This is a genomic window from Flavobacterium reichenbachii (assembly GCF_002217435.1).
GTDB classification, from domain to species: Bacteria; Bacteroidota; Bacteroidia; order Flavobacteriales; family Flavobacteriaceae; genus Flavobacterium; species Flavobacterium reichenbachii.
On the sequence record NZ_MUHF01000030.1, the window covers coordinates 1 to 15,040 of the forward strand.

Annotated in this window: 7 protein-coding genes; 6 read left to right on the plus strand and 1 reads right to left on the minus strand. The window is 32.8% G+C overall.

Annotated elements, in window-relative coordinates:
• The first annotated feature begins 142 nt into the window (after positions 1-142).
• Positions 143-2,779 (plus strand): alanine--tRNA ligase, encoded by a 2,637-nt coding sequence (gene alaS / locus B0A68_RS21350; protein WP_035685065.1) that lies wholly within the window; start codon positions 143-145, stop codon positions 2,777-2,779.
• A gap of 17 nt (positions 2,780-2,796) precedes the next feature.
• Here alaS and B0A68_RS21355 read toward each other — a convergent pair whose 3' ends face one another.
• Positions 2,797-4,542, minus strand: a complete 1,746-nt coding sequence (locus tag B0A68_RS21355; protein WP_035685060.1) for an ABC transporter ATP-binding protein — start codon at positions 4,540-4,542, stop codon at positions 2,797-2,799.
• 232 nt (positions 4,543-4,774) lie between these two features.
• On the opposite strand from B0A68_RS21355, the gene B0A68_RS21360 reads away from it, so the two are divergent.
• The 5 genes from B0A68_RS21360 to B0A68_RS21380 all read left to right on the plus strand — a co-directional run bounded on the left by B0A68_RS21360 (position 4,775) and on the right by B0A68_RS21380 (position 14,953).
• On the plus strand, positions 4,775-5,569 hold the full coding sequence (locus B0A68_RS21360) for a hypothetical protein (protein WP_035685057.1): 795 nt from the start codon (positions 4,775-4,777) through the stop codon (positions 5,567-5,569).
• Positions 5,570-5,659: 90 nt separating this feature from the next.
• Positions 5,660-6,610: a GSCFA domain-containing protein gene (locus B0A68_RS21365; RefSeq protein WP_035685055.1), complete on the plus strand. Its 951-nt coding sequence runs from the start codon at positions 5,660-5,662 to the stop codon at positions 6,608-6,610.
• Between the two features lie 172 nt (positions 6,611-6,782).
• Positions 6,783-11,885, plus strand: a complete 5,103-nt coding sequence (locus B0A68_RS21370) for a translocation/assembly module TamB domain-containing protein (protein WP_035685053.1) — start codon at positions 6,783-6,785, stop codon at positions 11,883-11,885.
• Entirely contained in the window at positions 11,869-14,184 is a 2,316-nt protein-coding gene (gene tamL, locus B0A68_RS21375; protein WP_051892638.1) for a translocation and assembly module lipoprotein TamL, read from the plus strand. Before B0A68_RS21370 ends, tamL begins: the two co-directional genes overlap by 17 nt.
• 139 nt (positions 14,185-14,323) lie before the next feature.
• On the plus strand, positions 14,324-14,953 hold the full coding sequence (locus tag B0A68_RS21380) for a DUF4230 domain-containing protein (RefSeq protein ID WP_035685050.1): 630 nt from the start codon (positions 14,324-14,326) through the stop codon (positions 14,951-14,953).
• Positions 14,954-15,040: the final 87 nt, after the last annotated feature.

Consider the following 15,040-nt stretch of genomic DNA (forward strand, 5'->3'; position numbering starts at 1 on the left):
CAATTTGATAATTAGATAATGATTTAAAAACGAAATTTATTCTATTAAATTTTAAGTTTTTAATCAAAATTTTCTAATAATCGCATTTTCAGATTGATGAATTATCTAATTGACACATTTTCAAATTATCTCATTAATAAACATGAAATCACAAGACGTACGTAAACAATTTTTAGACTTTTTTAAGAGCAACGGACACTTAATCGTTCCTTCTGCTCCCATCGTTCTTAAAGACGATCCAACCCTTATGTTCAATAACTCGGGAATGGCCCAGTTTAAAGAATATTTTTTAGGGAACGGAACGCCAAAAAGTCCGAGAATAGCCGATACGCAAAAATGTCTTCGTGTTTCAGGAAAACATAACGATCTTGAAGATGTAGGTTTTGATACTTATCATCACACCATGTTTGAAATGTTAGGAAACTGGTCATTTGGAGATTATTTCAAGAAAGAAGCAATCAACTGGGCTTGGCAGCTTTTGACAGAAGTTTATAAGATTCCAAAAGAAAATCTTTACGTTTCAGTTTTTGAAGGAAGTAAAGAAGATAACGTTCCGTTTGATCAGGAAGCTTGGGATATCTGGAAAACTTTGATAGACGAAGACCGAATTATTCTTGGAAATAAAAAAGATAATTTCTGGGAAATGGGAGATCAGGGACCATGCGGACCTTGTTCTGAAATTCACGTTGATTTACGTTCAGAAGAAGAAAAAGCATTAAAACCAGGGAAAGAAGAAGTAAATAACGATCACGCACAAGTAGTTGAAATCTGGAATAATGTATTCATGGAATTCAACCGTAAAGCAGATGGTTCTCTAGAAAAACTTCCGGCACAACACGTAGATACCGGAATGGGATTTGAGCGTTTGTGTATGGCTTTACAAGGAAAAACATCCAATTATGATACCGATGTTTTTACACCGCTTATCGAAAAAGTAGAGCAGATTACAGGTCTAAAATATACTTCTGATGAAATTAAAAACATCAGCGAGGAACAAAATAAAACAAACATTGCGATTCGTGTAATCGTAGACCACGTTCGTGCGGTTGCTTTTGCAATTGCAGACGGGCAATTGCCATCTAACACAGGTGCGGGTTATGTTATTCGTAGAATCTTGCGTCGTGCAATTCGTTACGGATTTACATTCTTAGATATCAAAGAACCATTTATAAATAAACTGGTAGAAGTTCTTGCAAATCAAATGGGAGAATTTTTCCCGGAAATAAAATCGCAGCAACAATTGGTTACCAATGTAATTCGTGAAGAAGAAGCCTCTTTCTTAAGAACTTTAGAACAAGGATTACAACTGTTAGAAAATGTGGTAACAGAAACTACAGGAAAAGAAGTTTCTGGTGCTAAGGTTTTTGAATTGTATGATACATTTGGTTTTCCAAAAGATTTGACAGCTTTAATTTTAAAAGAAAAAGGATTCTCTTATAATGAAGAAGAATTTGAGGTTGAATTACAAAAACAAAAAACACGTTCTCGCGCCGCTTCTGAAGTTTCTACAGAAGACTGGAATGTTTTGATTCCTGGAAATGTGGAAACGTTTGTGGGTTATGATAAAACAGAAAACGAAGTAAAAATCACTCGTATTAGAAAAGTTGATTCTAAAAAAGATGGTATTTTGTATCAAATCGTTTTAGACAATACACCTTTTTATCCAGAAGGAGGAGGACAAGTTGGTGATAAAGGAACGTTGGTTTCTGCAAACGAAACAATTGAAATTATTGATACCAAAAAAGAAAATAATTTGATCTTGCATTTTGCAAAACAACTTCCCGAAAATGTAGAAGCTGGTTTTGTCGCAAAAGTAAATACTGATTTAAGAACATCAACTTCAAAAAATCACTCTGCTACGCATTTAATGCATTTGGCACTGAGAAGTATTTTAGGTACACACGTAGAACAAAAAGGATCGTTGGTAAATCCAAATTATCTGCGTTTTGACTTCTCTCATTTTAGCAAAGTTTCTGATGAAGAGATTAAACAAGTTGAAGCTTCTGTAAATGCTCAGATTGAAGCGCAATTGCAATTAGTAGAACATAGAAATATTCCGATTCAGGAAGCGTTGGATAAAGGAGCAATGGCTTTATTTGGCGAGAAATACGGCGATAATGTTCGTATGATTGAATTTGGCGAAAGCAAAGAATTATGCGGTGGTATTCATGTAAAAAATACGGGTGAGATCTGGCATTTCAAAATTATTTCTGAAGGTGCTGTTGCAGCTGGAATTCGTCGTATTGAAGCAATTACAGGTGATGCAGTGAAGAACTTCTATCTAAACCAGGAAAACACATTGGCAGAGATAAAAGAAACGCTTAAAAATCCGCAGGATATTTTAAAATCTGTTGCTTCACTTCAGGATGATAATGCAAAATTGAAAAAACAAATTGAGCAATTATTAAAAGAAAAAGTTGGAGCGTTAAAAACTGAATTGGAGAAAGATTTTCAAGAAGTAAACGGCGTAAATTTCCTTGCTAAACAAGTAGATTTGAGCATGGCGTCTACAAAAGATTTAGCTTCGGCATTAGGAAGTTCAAAACCAGATTCGTTTGTGTTTTTAGCTTCTGTAGAAGATGGTCAGCCAAATATTCATTGTTATATTGCTAAAGAATTGGTAGCTTCTAAAAGCTTAAACGCAAATGCAGTAATTAAAGAATTAGGAAAATATATTGAAGGAAATGGAGGAGGACAGCCTTTCTTCGCATCTGGAAAAGGTAAAAATGCTAACGGAATTACTGAGGCTTTGGCTAAGGCAATAGAGTTTTTGAAGTAATTTTTTTAATCTCGCAACTATTTTCGTTCCCCAATCTGCTGGCGCCACATAGCGTAATACAATCCTTTTTCTACAATTAGATCTTCGTGTTTTCCCTGTTCGATGATTTTTCCTTGTTCTAAAACAAAGATTCTGTCGGCGTGCATTACAGTTGATAATCTATGTGCGATTAAAACGGTGATTCGGTTTTTGTCTGATATGTTTCTGATCGTTGCATTAATTTCTTCTTCCGTAATAGAATCTAGAGCTGAAGTAGCTTCATCAAAAATCAACAAATTCGGATTTCTCAATATTGCTCTTGCAATAGATAAACGTTGTTTTTCTCCACCAGAAACTTTGATTCCGCCTTCGCCAATTGTAGTATTTAAACCATCTTCGGCACGTCTTAAGAGTTTTTCGCAAGAAGCTCTTTTTAAGGCGTCGTACAAATCTTCGTCGGTTGCATTTGGTTTTACGAATAATAAATTTTCACGGATTGTTCCAGAAAATAATTGTGCATCCTGCGTTACAAAACCTAATTGTTTTCTTAAGTCTAATAAATCAATTTCTGTCGAATCAATATCGTTATAAAAAACCTGACCTTCGGCTGGAGAATATAATCCAACCAAGAGCTTAACCAAAGTTGTTTTTCCAGAACCAGACGGACCGACAAAAGCAACGGTCTGCCCTTGTTTAATTTCGAAATTGATATTTTCTACAGCTTTAAACTTTGCTGTTTTGTGTTGAAAACTTACATTCGAAAATAATAAAGACTGAATCGCTCCAACATGTTTGGGCGTTTTAGGACGAAATTCTTTTGGAGCATTTAATAAAACTCTGAAATTTTCCATCGAAACTTTAGTCTCATTCAGTGCGATAATAAAATTTCCTAATTCCTGCAAAGGACCAAAAATAAAGAAAGTAAAAAATACCATTGTCAATAAATCACCCACAATAATTTTTCCTCCAAATAAGAAATAATACAAAGTAAAAACCACACAGGTTCTTAAAAAGTGAACTGTTGTTCCTTGTATAAAACTTAAACTTCTGATGAAACGTATTTTCTCTAGTTCCAGATGAAGAATTTTAAACGTATTAAGGTTCAAACGCTTTTCTTCCTGATACGTTAATCCAAGACTTTTTACAAGTTCAATGTTTCTTAAACTCTCTGTCGTAGAACCGGCAAGTGCATTGGTTTGATTGACAATTTTTCTAGAAACGATTTTGATTTTTTTACCTAAATAAGAGCTTACTAATGCAATAATCGGCGCAGTAATTAGAAAGATTATAGAAATGCGGTAATCAATTCTGGAAACGTACAAAATCACGAATACAAACCCAATAATAGTTTGGAAAATCAAAGAAATCGAAAGTGTAATTAATTTTTCAGAATCAGAACGTACTTTGGTTAGTTTGCTTAACGTTTCTCCGCTTCGCTGATCTTCGAATTCTGCAAAAGGAAGATCGAGAGATTTTTTAATTCCATCCGTATACATTTGAGCTCCGGTTCTTTGGATTACCACATTCGTAAAATAATCCTGAAAATTTTTGGTGATTCTGGAAATCATTGCGGCGCCAAGCGAAAGTCCGAGCCAGAACGATAGAGATTTTATAAATCCCATTTCGTTTCCTTTATATTTAGCCAGTCCAACCCCGCAGTCCTGCATTAATTTTCCTGTAATAATAGAGTCTGATAAGCTAAAACAGATGTTTATAGTAGCCATAATCAAAGCAAAAAACAATAACATTTTATGCTTGATTATATAAGAATATAATAATTTCATGGTGCGATGTAAAAATTTTAGAGATGCAAAAGTAGTGAATAGATCGATGTACTCCTGTTGTTTTAGAGTATTAAAAAGCTAAATCTTTGTAAAGATTTTTTTAATTCAAAATTTGTGAAATGGAAAAGGAAAACTATTGTCCTATTTTAATTTTTTAGTATTAAATTTCTTAAAATTTATTGTTTTTGTTTTTAGAATTGACTTAATTTGAAAACTAATATAAATTTATAAAATGAAAAAAAAATTACTTCTAATAGCTTCTTTCTTACTGATGTTATCCTCTTGTTCTAGTGATGATAATTCTTCTAATCCAGAAGAGCAATTAATCTTTCCTAAAACAATTTCTTATATATATCCTAATTCTCCTCAGGATAATTATAAAAACATAATGACTTATGATGGAAATAAAATTATAAGTATGGATAGAGGAAATTCCATAATAAAATTTGTTTACGAAGGAAATTTTATTGTAAAGCAGTTGTCATTCAATGTGGATTCTCAAGGAAAAGAAACTAAAAGAGGAGAGAGGACATATAGCTATACTAATAGCAAATTGTCAAATATTACCAGAAGAGTAAATTTTTCAGAAGCTTATCCCAATGGTGAAGATTTCCTAAAATTTGATTTTACTCATAATGCAGACGGGACAATTTCTTATGTTGCGTTTATGCTTAGCTCTACCGATATAGATTATACCGGAACACTTATTTACAAGGATAAAAATTTAATTAAAAGAGATATAGATGTTGTTTCGATTCCAGATTACGGGCATGAGATTAGTATTTATGAATATGACACAAAAAATAATCCACTTAAGAACATTGTTGGATTTGATCTAATTTTACAGGAGATAGTGGGTTATGGAAGCAACAATATTGTAAAAATGACCAGAACAATTAAGGATAATCCACCAGTAGATGTAATTAAGTCAAATTACTTATACAACGAGAATAATTACCCAACAAAAAATAATGATATAGCTGATGTTAACTATATATACACTCGGGATATAGAGTATACTTATTAAATAAATGCTGCATTTTATCAACCCAAATACTTTTTGTATTTGGGTTTTTCTTTGAAAAAATAAACGAAATTTGTTTCAAACAAAATTAAGATGCAATTCAGAACTCAAGTCCCAATTCTTAAAAGTAATAATCCAATCGATTATAATTCGAAAGTGATTTCATTTGGTTCTTGTTTTGCAGAAAATATGGCCGATAAATTTGATTATTTTAAATTTCAAAATGAAACCAATCCATTCGGAATTATTTTTAATCCTGTTTCAATAGAGAAATTATTCAAAAGAGTTTGTCAACAGGAATTATTTGGAGAAAAAGATGTTTTTTTTCATAATGAGCGCTGGCATAGTTTTGAAGTACATTCAGATTTAAGTAATTCAGATCGAGAAGAGCTATTAGAAACGCTCAATAAAGCTATCGAAGTTACACATAAACATTTAGTAGAGGCAACGCATCTTATTATCACTTTTGGAACTTCCTGGATTTACAGAAATATAGAAAGTGATCAAATCGCGGCAAATTGCCATAAAGTGCCTCAAAAGCAATTTACAAAAGAATTATTGCCTGTTGAATCAATTCAGAAAAGTATTCAAAATACAATTAGTTATATTCAGGCTTTAAATCCCACAGTTCAATTCATTTTTACAATTTCACCAGTACGCCATATAAAAGATGGTTTTGTAGAAAATCAATTAAGCAAATCACATTTATTTACTGCTTTAAATCAAACTCGTGATTTTGGAAATTCAACCTCCAGCTATTTTCCTTCTTATGAGATTATGATGGACGAACTTCGCGACTATCGTTTTTATAACGAAGATATGCTGCACCCAAATTCTGTAGCGATAGATTATATTTGGGAACGGTTCAGTGAAAACTTCATTTCTGAAACTGCTCTTCAGGTTATGAAAGAGGTGGCAGAAATTCAAAAAGGATTAAATCATAGAAGTTTTAATCCACAATCAGAGCAGCATCAAAAATTCTTAATTAAACTTAATCAGAAAATCAGTCTTTTACAAGAAAAATTTCCAAAAATTCACTTCTAAAACCGTTATAAAACCGTAATAATTAAATAAGTAAAAACTTACATTGTGCTGTAATTTTGCAGCAAATGATTGGAATTATGTAAATTGTTGAGGTATATTTTTTACATTTTTGTAAATTGTATAAGCCAGCTCTTTTCGTAAAATTTAATTATTAAAACGTTTATTATAACGTATGAATAAGAAAACATCTCATTTTCTAAAAAAAACATTTCGTGTACTGCTTTGGTGCGTGGTTTCTGTAGTTGCGCTGTTACTTCTTCTTACCATTTTAATTCAGGTTCCATCTATTCAGAATTTCGCTAAAGACAAAGCAATATCATACCTTCATAAGAAGATTAAAACTAAAGTCAGCTTAGATAAAATTCTAATCAAATTCCCTAAAGATGTAGTTCTGGAAGGTTTTTATTTTGAAGATCAAAAAAAAGATACTTTGCTGGCCGGCAAGCGTTTAGTTGTAGATGTAGACTTGTTTAAACTTGTCAGCAGTGAACTCGAAATCAATTCTGTCTCTTTAGAAAACACAACAGCAAATATTTCCAGAAACAAACAAGGTGTTTTTAATTTTGATTATATCATAAAAGCATTCGAATCTAAAGAACCAAAAGTAAAAGATCCGGACAGTAAACCTTTTAAAATCTCGGTTGTAAATGTTGATCTCGATAATATCAAATTCAACTTTAAGGATGATTATTCCAAAAATGACATCCGAGTAAATCTTACCCATTTTGACACTAAATTCAAAAATTTTGATTTGGATAAAATGGATTTTGATATTCCGAACATCACTTTGGATGGACTTAAAATGGTTTTGAATCAGGATGTTGTAGAGCAGATTGCGGTGGTTTCTGTTAAGACAGTTGATACTATTTCGAAAAGAAAAGACTTTAAATTAAAATTGGGCAAAATTGCTTTGTCAAAAATAAATATATCATACGATAATAAAGATACCAGATTAGATTCTGGAATACAATTAGGAAACTTAAATTTAGCAGTTAATGAAATCGATCTTAATAAACAGCTTTTGGATTTTGATACTTTTGAAATTAAAAATCTTAAAGGAAATTTACGTCTGGGTGCAAAAGATAAGCAGATCCAGGCTCCAAGCTTAGACAGTACCGCAATAAAACAAACGGGCTGGAAAGTAAAACTTAACAATACATCACTGCAGAATATAGCGTTTAAATTTGATGATATGCAGTCAAAACCTGTTTCTAAAGGCATTGACTACAAACATCTTGATTTGGATAAATTTAATTTTGAAGCTGAAAAATTATATTACGGCAATGATACCATTTCTGGAAATATAAAGAAACTGACGATAAATGAGAAAAGCGGTCTGCAGATTCAATCTCTTAAAACAGACTTTTTTTACGGTCCCAAAAATGCATATTTAAATAATTTGTATTTAAGAACACCTCAGACGCTTCTTCAGGATAAAATTAAAGTGTCTTATCCGTCGATAGCAGCTCTTTCTAAAAACATCGAAGATCTAGCTTTAGATGCCAATTTAAACCAATCAAAAATTGGGTTTAAAGATATCATACTTTTTGTGCCTAATCTGCAAAATCAGAACCCGTTTAAAAGCAATCCTAATGCAATTGTGTATTTGGACACGCGTATAAGCGGAAAAGTTAAAGATTTGAATATTTCGCAGTTTGAAATGAGCGGTATTGGTGCGACAAAAGTTTCTCTCTCGGGAAAAATAAAAGGTCTTCCGGATGCAAAGAAATCTTACTTTGATTTAAATATTAAAAAGCTTTCCAGTACCTCAAAAGATATTAACACGTTTGTGCCGGCTGGAACAATTCCGAAAAATATTCAGCTTCCTTCGCAGATCAATGTAACCGGAAAATTTAAAGGTTCTCTACAGAATTTCAAAACCAATTTGGCCTTAAACAGCAGTTTTGGAAATGCCAAAATAGATGGAATGTTTGATCAGCGTGTAAAAAAACGCGAAATATATGATGCTTCAGTTTATCTTTTGGATTTTGATTTAGGCCGACTAATCAAAAATGATTCAATCGGAAAAATTACGCTTAAAGCCAAAGTTAAAGGCAAAGGCTTAGATCCAAAAACTGCTGATGCCGCCATTGACGGTTTGGTTCAGAAAGCTGTTTTTAATAGATATACTTACAGGGATTTGGCACTGAAAGGGAATATTGAAAACGGATCTTTTGCAGTAAAATCAGGAATGAAAGATCCGAATCTGAATTTTGATTTAGTAGCCAGCGGCGATACAAAAGACAAATATCCGACTGTAAAATTAAAACTAAATCTGGATATTGCCGATTTAGAAAAGCTGCATCTGCATGCCGGTCCGATGAAACTTAGAGGAAATGTCGATGCTGATATTGCCAATAGTAATCCCGATTTTCTTAACGGAAAAGTGTTTTTGTCAAACATCCAGATTTTGCAAAAAGAAGAACCGATTGTTTTAGACTCTATCAGGATTTTGGCTTTTGCAGATAAAGACAGCAATAGTATTAAAGTTTCTTCACAGTTTTTAAAAGCAGAAGTAAACGGAAAATACAAACTTACAACGCTGACAACGGCAATTAAAAAATCAATTTCTAAATATATAGATCTTCATAATCCTAAAGTTAATAACGAATCAGACGAGCAGCGACTGGTATTTACTTTAAAAGTAGATAATGATCCGGTATTGTTTAAGCTGATTCCGAAACTTACAGGTTTAGAGCCTTTTACCATTACAGGAAAATACAATAACAAAACAGATTCTCTCGAAGTAAAAGGAACGATTCCGAGAATTGTATACGCAGACAATACCATTTCTGATGGTAGAATTAATATTGAAGCCAAAGAAAATGCTTTAGAATATAGAGTTTCTGTGGCGACTATTGAAAGCGGCTCGCTTAAAATTCCGTTTACAAGTTTATCTGGAAAAGTAGAAAATAATATTCTCAATTATGCACTTGAAGTTCAGGATGTAAAAGAAAAACAGCAATATTACATTGCAGGAAATTTAGCCAGTGAAAATGCTAAAAATATTTTTAAAATTGACGCCGAAACCTTAGTGCTGAATTATGAAAAGTGGAATATAGATCCTGAAAATGCAGTAGAGTTTGGCGGTAAAAGACTTTATATCAATAAATTTTATCTTGATAATGCTGGTAATGAACTAAAAATCCAGTCACAAGGCAATCAGGATAATGCACCGCTGCAGGTTGATTTTGTGAATTTCAAAATTGAAACGATTTTAAATATTGTCAAAAAAGACAAGCTATTAATGCAGGGTTTAATAAACGGCTCGGCATTGGTAGAAAACGTTATGACAAAGCCAACTTTTACGTCAGATTTAAAAATTGATGATTTTGCTTTTAAAGGAGAAAAAGTCGGAGATCTTGAAGTAAAAGTCGATAATAAAACCGACAATACGCTGGCAGCAAACGTAAAATTAAGTGATGAAGGAAATGATTTAAACCTAACCGGAGATTATAAACTAGATGCAGGAACATTTGATTTTGATGTAGCTATTAATAAATTGAATATTAAAAGCATACAAGGTTTTAGTATGGATAATATCACAGAAGGAAGCGGTTATTTATCCGGTAATTTTAAAGTGACAGGAAATACTGCAGCACCAAAAATTAATGGTGAATTGAATTTTAATGATGCCGCTTTTAGAGTTACTCAGCTTAATTCTTATTTTAAAATTAAAAAAGAAAAAATCACTTTTAATAACGAAAGTATTTCATTCGATAAATTTTCTCTGCTAGACGAAAACGATAATGAATTGTTTGTAGACGGAGACATTAAATCTACCGATTTTAGAAACTTTAATTTTGATTTATTGGTTCAGGCAGACGATTTTAGAGCTATAAATTCTAAAGCAAAAGATAATGATCTGTTTTATGGAGATTTATTTCTGGATACTAAATTGAACATTAAAGGAAATCTGGACAGTCCGGTAATTGATGGAACAATTAAGATCAATAAGGAGACGAAATTTTCAGTAGTACTGCCTCAGTCAGATCCGTCAATTGCTGACAGAGAAGGGATTGTAGAGTTTGTAAACGAAGATAACATGTACCTGAAACAAACGGTTGATATGAAAAATCAATTGAATCAATCGGAGTTAAAAGGGATGAATGTAAATGTTGGTATTACCATTGATAAACTTGCAGAACTGAATTTGATTATCGATAAAGGAAATGGCGATTACCTGCAGTTAAAAGGAGAAGCCGAACTTGTTGGAGGAATCGATCAATCTGGAAAAACAACTTTAACCGGGAAATATGAGTTTAATGAAGGTGCGTATGAAATGAATTTCAACGGAATCAAAAGAAAATTTGATCTTCAAAAAGGAAGTTATATTACCTGGAACGGCGAACCAACAATGGCAAACCTGAATATTACGGCTATTTATAAAGTAAATACGGCACCAATAGATTTGTTAGGAACACAGCTTTCTGGCGAAAGTTCGGCAATTAGAAATACGTATAAACAAAAACTTCCTTTTCAGACTTTATTAAAAATGAAAGGAGAATTGTTGAAGCCTGAAATTTCTTTTGGAATTAATCTGCCAGACGGAAATTACAATGTTTCATCAAACGTAGTTGAAGTTACTCAGACAAAACTAAAACAATTAGAACAAGATCCGGCAGAACTGAATAAACAGGTTTTTGCACTTTTATTATTAAACAGATTTGTAGGGGAAAATCCATTTGCAAGCGAAAGCGGAGGAGCAAGTGCAGAATCTCTTGCCAGACAAAGTGTTAGTAAGATTCTTTCGCAGCAATTAAACAATCTTGCAGACGAATTAATTACGGGCTTTGAAGTCAATTTTGATTTGGAATCTACAGAAGATTATACGTCTGGAACAATGGAAAACAGAACCGATCTGAATGTAGCTGTTTCTAAAAAATTATTAGACGACAGATTAAAAGTAACTGTTGGAAGTAGTTTTGGAGTAGAAGGACAGGAACGTGCCAACGAAGAAAGTACCAATATTGCCGGTGATGTCGCATTAGATTATCAGCTTACTAAAGATGGGCGCTATATGGTGAGAGCGTATAGAAAAAACCAATATCAGGTTGCAGTCGAAGGTCAGGTTGTAGAAACCGGTGTGGCTTTTATTATTACTATGAGTTACAATAAATTCAGAGAACTTTTTCATCGTTCTGAAGAAGAAAAAGAATTGATCAGAGAAGAAAAACTCAGAAAAGAGAAAAAGAAACAAAAGGAAAAAGAAGAGAAAGAAAAAAAAGCAAATCAACCCGAAATTGAAATTAAAGGAAATGAACAAAAAACATAATCATATAGAAAATCAATATGTAAAGTATTTTGTAATGCTGTCTTTATTTTTTGTTTTAGGATGCAGTAATACAAAATATCTTCCCGAAGGCGATCTGCTTTATACAGGGGGTTCTGTAACGGTAAAGGATTCTATTATAAAAAAGAAAGACAGAAAAGCGTTAGAAACAGAAATGGAGGGTTTATTACGCCCAAAACCAAATAAAAAAATAGTAGGATTACGCCCAAAATTATGGATTTATAATATTGCGGGAGAACCAAAAAAAGAAAAAGGATTTAGGTACTGGCTTAGAAATACAGTTGGCGAACCACCCGTTCTTTTTAGTAAAGTAGATTTGGATTATAACGCATCGGTTTTGCGAAATTTTACCGAAAACAGAGGCTATTTTAAAACCCGTGTGAGTGCAGATTCTACTGTGAGCAACAAAAGAGTTACGGCAGAATATACCGTAACTCCAAAAAGACAGTACATCATAAAAAGTGTGACTTTTCCGGATGATTCACTGGCGATTTCGCGGATTATAGGGAAGTCACACAGAAGAAGTCTGCTAAAAGTGGGAAAACCTTACGATCTCGATATTATAAAAGCAGAAAGAGAACGTATTGATGCAAGACTTAAGGAAAAAGGTTATTATTATTTTAATCCAGATTATATTTTAGCCAAAGTTGACAGCAGTAAAGGCGATCATGAAGTTAATATTAGACTGGTTATAAAAGACGAAGCCCCTGTAAAAGCACTTACAGCATATAAAATTGATAAGATATTTGTATATCCAAATTACTCTCTATCAAATGACAGTGTGGTGTATAGAAAAAAAGATATTAAGCAATATCATGATTTTACAATTATAGACACAGCAGATACATTTAAACCGAGAATTTTTGATCGAACAATCTATTTTAAAAAAGGAGATTTGTACAACAGAAAAGATCATAATCTTACTTTAAATAGATTTGTAAATCTAGGAACATTCAGTTTTGTGAAAAATGAATTTAAACCTTCAGACAGCATACCCAAAACGTTGGATTCTTATTATTATCTAACACTTCTGCCTAAAAAATTTATTCGCGTTGAGGTTTTAGGAAAAACGAATTCAGCAAGTTATACCGGTTCTGAAATTAATGTCAATTGGAATAACAGAAACTTTTTTAGAGGAGCAGAATTATTTACAGTTTCTGTTTTTGGCGGTGCCGATTTTCAGCTTGGCGGACCAAACAAAGGAAGGAATATTTATAAGCTTGGAGCAGAAACCAGCTTGACATGGCCTAGATTTATAACGCCTTTTAACATACAAGGAAACAGTGAATTTGTACCAAGAACCAAAGCAACACTTCGTTACGAATATCAAAAGCGTACACAGCTGTATGCTTTAAATTCTTTTAATGCATCATTTGGTTATTTATGGAAAGAAAATCTCCGTAAAGAACATCAATTAAATGTTATCGACATTACTTATGTGAGTCCAAATCATGTAACACCAGAGTATTTGCAGCAGACAAAAGACGATGAGGCATTGAAGAGAGTAATCGAGAAACAATTAATTTTTGGTCCAACTTATTCCTATACTTACACCAATACAATGCAAAAACGTCGAAAAAATACGTTTTATTTTAATGGTGAAGTAGATCTTGCAGGAAACATAACAGGTTTAGCAACAAGCGCAAATGTCAAGAAAAATGATACGATAAAAATATTCGATGTTCCGTTTAGCCAATATGTCAAAATTAAAACGGATTTAAGACATTATTTAAAATTAGGAAAAGAAAGCGAACTGGCGAGCAGATTGATTGTTGGTGCAGGATTTGCCTACGGAAACTCCAGCACACTGCCAACATCAAAGCAGTTTGTAGTAGGAGGTACAAATAGTATTCGTGCTTTTAGAGCAAGATCTTTAGGACCTGGAAGTTATGTGCCAGAAGTTACAAACTCAACTTATGTTCCAGATCAATCGGCAGATTTGAAACTGGAATTTAATACCGAATACAGAGCAAAACTTTTCAGCATTGTTCGAGGTGCACTATTTTTGGATGCTGGAAATATATGGCTTTTAAATGCTGATCCTAATAGACCAGGAGCAGAAATCACCAAAGATTTTATGAAAGAAATTGCTGTTGGTGCAGGAGCCGGATTACGGTTTGATTTATCATTTTTGGTCTTAAGAACAGATTTAGCTTTTCCTCTTAGAAATCCTTCACGTCCAGACGGGCAGAGATGGGTAATTGATGAAATTAATTTTGGAAGCGGTCCTTGGAGAAAAGATAATCTGATTTTGAATATTGCTATTGGATATCCTTTCTAAAAAAGTTTGCCTTAATTTTAATGTACGAAATTGATTGAATGAACTCCAAACTGGAGATTGGTAAAATTTCTTGTGATTCGAAGCGAAAAACTTTTTAGCTCTTAAAAAAAGAAGTAAATTAGTCTGATAAAATAGAGTAATGCAAAATTTAATAAAAAGAATAATAGTTTTAGGCGCAGTTGTACTTTTGATCATTCTGGCTTTCAAATACTGTCAATTCAAAAAAGATGACGATTCTTCACTGGATTATAATACCAATTTAATTCAGCAGCAGATTCTTAACGTCGGAAAACTGGTAGTAACCGAAGGGCATTTCTCAGAAGTTGTCACGTATAAAAATCAGCAGAAATATTTGATGGATATGGTTTCTTTTGAAAAGAAAGCCCTTATCGTGGTCAATGCTGACGTTACAGTTGCGTACGATTTGCATCAGATGAAATATGATATTGATGAAAAAAATAAAACTATTACGATTTTAAATATTCCAAAAGAAGAAATAAAAATCAATCCAGACATCAAGTTTTACGATGTTGAACAGAGTAAATTAAATCCGTTTACGGGAGACGATTATAATAAAATCAACAAATCGGTAAAAGCCAATCTTGCAAAAAAAATCGAAAAATCTTCTCTTAAGACAAACGCCCAAAACAGATTAATAAGCGAATTGTCTAAGATTTTGATCCTAACCAATTCAATGGGCTGGAAGCTGCAATACAACGGAAAAACGATTAAATCTGATGCTGATTTAAGTCAGGATTTGAAATTGTAGTTTTGAGGTTCAAAGAGGCAAAGGAACATAGTTGTAAAGGTTTTTTCGTACTCTTGTGATTTCTCCCTTCGTCGAAATGATAAAAAG